We start from the raw sequence: 2,050 nt of genomic DNA on the forward strand, positions 1-2,050 counted from the left end.
CGAACGCGTCGCGGCCTCCAGCATCGACGCGCCGTGCAGGCTGCTTACCTGCGTCTTCGCGTCCATCTGCGACGCGCCCGATGCGTCCTTGAGCGCCTGGCGCGGAGCGATCACGCCGATCTGTCGATTGACCTGATGGACCTGCTCGTTATACGGCGCAACAGCTTCCACGACCGGAATCGCGAGGCCCTCCGGCAGCGCGATGCCCTGATCGGAGCCGAACCACGGCTTGAGGGCGAGACTGCCCTCCGACTCGAAATCGGGCATCGTCGCGTTGGCGCGCATCACGGCGCTCAGCGCGGCCGGGATGTGCGCGATGTTCGTCACCACGGCACCCTTCGTCGAGCAGCATGGATCATCCGGCGTGAAGAGGCGCTCGACGCCGAACTTCTGCATGAACCAGCGTTCCTTGGCTTGCGCATCGTCGTTGCCGCCGGCCATCGCGCCGGCGTGGCCGACTGCCCGCGTGAGGCGGCTCTTCCACCGTCCCACGACGCACGCGACGACTGGCTTCGTGAAGACCGCATCGGCCTCGTAGTAGCCGCCGGGCTCGCAGTAAAGCACCGCAGCCTTGCTGCGCGCATCGTTGGCGAGTGCGAACGCGAATTCCGGCGCGGCATAGTGGATGTAGACGTCCTTGCCGCTCGAAATGACCGTCGACGTGCCCCAGCCACCCATGCGCAGGTATTGCGCAATCGTCGTGCTGAAGCCACCGGAGTTGGAGAAGATCGCGATCGAGCCCCTGCGCAACGAATCGTCAGGATTGTCGCCGCCGAGCGCTCCGCCGATCCTCACGCGATTCCACGAATCGGCGACGCCGAGACCGTTCGCGCCGAAGATGTCGATGCCCGCCTGCTGGCCCATCGCGCGGATTTCGCGGGCGTCGTGGACCGCGATTTTCTCGGTGATGATGAAAATCTTCCGCAGCTCGGGATTCACGCGAATCAGTTCAGCGACGCCGTCGCGGGCCGCGGACGGCGGCAGGTAAACGACGCCGCAGTTGAACCGGTGTCCCGCCTGCAGCCCCTCACGGACGTTGTTGTACACGGGGATATCGCCGGCCGGCGTCGCGAGCACTTGCCCGCCCTTGCCCGGCGCGGTGCCGAATACGACGTTACCGCCCGAGAATGCGTGACTCACCGGCGTCACGTCCGACGATTCACCGCCCAGGATGTTGAGCACGCACACGCGATCCTCGCGCGTGGCGATCTGTGCGAGTGAGTTGACGCCAACGAAGTACCTGAACGTATTGCTGCCTTGCTTGTACATGTCGATCTCCTCAGGCATGAGCCGTTCCGGTTTGCCTCGGTGACGCGCCAATCCTTGCTGCGATCCCGGTGCGGCCGCCGGCGCGCATCCAGGCGTCCGCCTGGCGTGCGTACTGGATCACTTCGCTGATGTCAGAGTCGAAGCCGAACAGCCGGTAGGGCAGGCCCAGCGAGTCGCAGGTGTCCCTCAGCGCCGACATGCCGCGCACGAGGTTCGGACCTCCACGGCCCAGCACGACATAAAGCGGTGTCGCTCCGTGCTCGCTGAAGTGCTCGCGCAGGGCGTCGGCCATGGCGCGCAGCGTCTCGTAGATGTCCGTGTTATTGGACTTGCCGCCGATGATGAAGAGCACGTTCGCCTGTTCGAGCCAGTGCCTGAAACAGATGCGCGCCACTTCCTTCATCTTCGCGTAAGGCGGATTGCCGCCGAAATCCGACGAGATGATCGCGGCGTCGCCGAGCATTTCGGTGACGAGCGAGTTGGCGCCGCCGCCGAAGGTCGGGGCGAGGATCGTCCCCTTCTCGTTGATGACATACACGTCGCTCTGGCCCTGGTGGGTGCGAAGCTGGTTGATCTCCTGCTCAAAATCCGAGTAATCGGCGGCGAACAGATGAGGCGGCAGGCCAAGCCGCGCCCAGCGCGGATCGTCGCGATCGAAGCCGCACTTGAAGTCGCACGCAACCGGTGTGAGGCGACCGTGCCTGTCCTCGCGCATGCGGATCGGGTTCAACTCGAGCGTCGTCATGCCGAAGTCGTGAAAGAGTTCCCAGAGTTTCGGCAA

1 protein-coding gene and 1 pseudogene are annotated in these 2,050 nt (G+C 64.8%); both read right to left on the reverse strand.

What is annotated here, in order from left to right; translation table 11 throughout:
- Window positions 1-1,269 (reverse strand): annotated as a pseudogene (locus HDG39_RS34470) (CoA-binding protein); the annotation flags it as partial.
- Window positions 1,270-1,279: 10 nt separating this feature from the next.
- Window positions 1,280-2,050 (reverse strand): ATP citrate lyase citrate-binding domain-containing protein (locus HDG39_RS34475; protein WP_311735908.1); only part of this gene is annotated, 771 nt, incomplete at its 5' end.

It is taken from the genome of Paraburkholderia lebeckiae (genome assembly GCF_014201005.1).
Taxonomy (GTDB): domain Bacteria; phylum Pseudomonadota; class Gammaproteobacteria; order Burkholderiales; family Burkholderiaceae; genus Paraburkholderia; species Paraburkholderia tuberum.